At 68.8% G+C, this 2,701-nt stretch carries 3 protein-coding genes and 1 pseudogene; 1 reads left to right on the top strand and 3 read right to left on the bottom strand.

Annotated elements, in window-relative coordinates; translation table 11 throughout:
• Positions 1-260, bottom strand: a pseudogene (locus tag KGM94_RS24780) (DJ-1/PfpI family protein); the annotation flags it as partial.
• A gap of 119 nt (positions 261-379) precedes the next feature.
• On the opposite strand from KGM94_RS24780, the gene KGM94_RS24775 reads away from it, so the two are divergent.
• Positions 380-1,318: a GlxA family transcriptional regulator gene (locus KGM94_RS24775; RefSeq protein ID WP_300265245.1), complete on the top strand. Its 939-nt coding sequence runs from the start codon at positions 380-382 to the stop codon at positions 1,316-1,318.
• A 108-nt stretch (positions 1,319-1,426) separates the two neighbouring features.
• Here the strand turns inward: KGM94_RS24775 and KGM94_RS24770 are convergent, their stop codons facing one another.
• Complete coding sequence (locus tag KGM94_RS24770) at positions 1,427-2,374, bottom strand: alpha/beta hydrolase (RefSeq protein ID WP_300265243.1); 948 nt, start codon at positions 2,372-2,374, stop codon at positions 1,427-1,429.
• 76 nt (positions 2,375-2,450) lie between these two features.
• Positions 2,451-2,701: SDR family oxidoreductase (locus KGM94_RS24765; RefSeq protein ID WP_300265240.1), on the bottom strand; the 251-nt coding region annotated here is incomplete at its 5' end.

The raw sequence follows: 2,701 nt of genomic DNA, 5'->3' as shown, positions 1-2,701 counted from the left end.
TCCAGCACGTCCTCATCGTCGATCAGCTCGTCGGTGCCGAAGCCGCCGGGCACGCAGATCACGTCGAGCTGCGGGCAGTCGGCGAAGGCGATGGTCGGCGTCAACGTGAGCACGGAATCGCTCGGCACGGGCTCGATGCGCTTCCAGATCAGATGCACCCGGGCGCCGGGCAGGGAGGAAAACACCTGCACGGGGCCGGTGAGATCGAGCTGGGTGACGCGCGGGAAGACGAGGAGTCCGATCTGGAGCGGTGACGGCATGGCGAGGCCTTTCGAAATGAGCGGCGCAAAAAATCCGCTTGACGACGTCAGCCTGCCATGATGGCTTCTCGTCCTAAATGGCATATTTCCCTCATTTTCGGACATAGGCGGTCTGAGCCATGATCGGCGTCCTGATCTTTCCCGATTTCCAGCTGCTCGATGCGGCGGGCCCCATCTCGGTGTTCGAGATCGCGGCGCGCTATGCGCGCAAGGCGCCGGCGCTGCGACTGCTCGCGGTCGAGGCCGGGCCGGTGCGCAGTTCGTCCGGCGCCGAGATGCTGGCGCGCGACCTGAAATCGGCGAACGCCATCACGACGCTGATCGTGGCGGGCGGCGAGGGGGTCGCCCGGGCGGCGCGCTGTCCGGTCACGCGCGCCTTCGTGCAGCGGCTCGCCAGGCGCGGCGTGCGGATCGCGAGCGTCTGCTCCGGGGCCTATGTGCTGGCCGAAGCCGGACTCCTGGACGGGCGGCGCGCCACCACGCATTGGGGCCGCACGCGGGATTTCGTCGCGCGCTATCCGAAGGTGAGGTTCGAGCCAGATCAGATCTACACCCGCGACGGCGACGTGTGGACCTCGGCCGGCATCACCGCCGGCATCGATCTGGCGCTGGCGATGGTCGCGGAGGACCACGGCGATGCGGTCGCGCAGGACACCGCGCGGCAGCTCGTGCTCTACCACCGCCGCAGCGGCGGCCAGTCTCAGTTTTCATCGCTGCTCGAACTGAAGACGCCGGACGGACGCTTCGGTCAGCTGCTCGCCTGGGCGCGCGAGCATCTCGACGAGCCGCTGACGGTGGAGGATCTCGCCGAGCGCGCCGGCATGAGCGCGCGGCATTTCGCCCGCGCCTTTGCCGCGGAGACCGGCTCGACGCCATCGAAGGCGATCGAGCGCCTGCGCATCGAGGTCGCGCGCGAGCGGGTGCAGTCGTCGAGCGAGGCGATCGAGCGCGTGGCCGAGACGACCGGCTTTCGCGATCCCGAGCGGATGCGGCGCGCCTTCATCCGCGCCTTCGGCCAGCCGCCGCAATCGCTGCGGCGCGCGGCGAGGAGCGCTTAGGGCTGCGAGCGTTCGTAGCCCGGATGGAGCGCAAGCGAAATCCGGGACCGCTGATCGGTGATTGGTCCCGCATTCCGCTGCGCTTCATGCGGGCTACGCGCCAAGTCGTCAATTCAACCCCTTCAACCAGGCTCCAATCTCGCTCGCCGCGATGTTGGCCTGTTGCAGCAGCTTGCCCATGGTGAAGAAGCCGTGGAACTGGCCGGGGAAGTGCCGGTACGCGACGGGCACACCGGCCTGCTTCAGCCGCGCGGCATAGTCGTCGCCTTCGTCGCGCAGGGGGTCGGCGCCGGCGGTCAGGACATAGGCGGGCGGCAGGCCGATCAGGGTCGCAGCGCGCGCCGGCGAAGCGCGCCAGTCGTGGATGTCGGCGGCGCCGCTCAGATAGTGGTCGCAAAACCAGCGGATCACGGAATGCGTCAACAGCACGCTGGTCTCGGGCTCGCGGTGCGAGCCATGCATCATCGCGAGATCGACCGCCGGATAGATCAAGACCTGACCGGCGATCGCAGGTCCATTGCCGTCGCGTGCGGCGATGGCGACCACGGCAGCGAGATTGCCGCCGGCGCTGTCGCCGCCGACGCAAAGGCGCGACGCGTCGATGCCGAGCTGCCTGGCGTTGTCCGCGACCCATTGGGTGGCGGCGATGGCGTCGTCGACGGCGGCGGGAAACTTGTGCTCGGGCGCGAGGCGGTAGTCGACGGAGATCACGATCAGCGCGCCTTCGTCGGCGAGCTTGCGGCAGGCCACGTCGTGGGTGTCGAGATCGCCGACTACCCAGCCGCCGCCATGGAAGAACACCAATGCGGGCGACGACCCATCCTGCTTGCGCAGTGTCTTCGGCACGTAGAGGCGCGCTCGGATGGCGCCGTGCGGCGACGGGATCGTGAGTTCGTCGACGCGCGCTAGCACCGGCGGCTCGGGATTGGTGGCGAAGCGCGCCTGCGCATAGGACGCGCGCGCCTCCGGCGCGGTCAATGTTTCGTAAGGCGGCCGGCCGGCTTCCTGGAAGGCCTTGTAGACGGCGGCGGCATCGGGATCGAGAACGACGGGCATAGGCGACCTTCCGAGAACGACATCACGTCGTCATTCCGCGCTCGCGGCTTCGTCGCGCCGCGGAAATGACGGAAATCTAGCCGGCCGTGCGTCCGCCATCGACGGTGTAGGCGGAGCCGGAGACGTAGCTTGCCTCGTCGGAGGCGAGGAAGGCGACGATCGAGGCGACCTCGGAGGGATCGCCGAGCCGCCGCGCCGGAATCCGTTCGGCGAGCTTCTCGTTCGGGATCGGGGCCTGGTTCGGATTGCGGCCGTGGACGATCGCGCTCAGCATGCGGCTTTCGATCAGGCCGGGGCAGACGCAATTGACGCGCACGCCGGTGCCGG

Origin of the sequence: Bradyrhizobium sp., assembly GCF_028868675.1 — a bacterium.
In the GTDB taxonomy this organism is placed as follows: domain Bacteria; phylum Pseudomonadota; class Alphaproteobacteria; order Rhizobiales; family Xanthobacteraceae; genus Bradyrhizobium.
The sequence above is the reverse complement of the archived record's forward strand: the minus strand, read 5'-3'. Positions and strand labels throughout refer to the sequence as shown.